Annotated in this window: 1 protein-coding gene; it reads left to right on the top strand. The window is 59.8% G+C overall.

Annotation, left to right across the window (positions count from 1 at the left end; genetic code table 11):
* On the top strand, positions 1-249 hold a 249-nt coding region (locus tag ABQX22_RS26755), incomplete at its 5' end, for a hypothetical protein (RefSeq protein WP_349802865.1).
* Positions 250-266: the final 17 nt, after the last annotated feature.

Raw genomic sequence — 266 nt, 5'->3', positions numbered from 1 at the left:
GTCAGCCTGGATGTTGTGGTGCTGAGTGCACCGGAGGCGCTTCTCGAAGCCAGCAACCGAACGGCTGCCTGGTGTGCAGTGTTTGAGTCGCTGCAGCTCACGGACTATTCGAGCGTGGTACTCGTAGAACATGCGAGCCGCGCCGATGGAATCGTTGGTGATCGCCTTGTGGGTCCGGTGACGGTGAAGATTAGCCAGGACGACGATCGCGCGGCATTTGCCGAGACAACGGTTCGAAAGGTCGCGTAATGAGCATTGGCCCCTCG

This window comes from Xanthomonas sp. WHRI 1810A (genome assembly GCF_040202885.1).
Lineage (GTDB): Bacteria > Pseudomonadota > Gammaproteobacteria > Pseudomonadales > Pseudomonadaceae > Aquipseudomonas.
The sequence above is the reverse complement of the archived record's forward strand: the minus strand, read 5'-3'. Positions and strand labels throughout refer to the sequence as shown.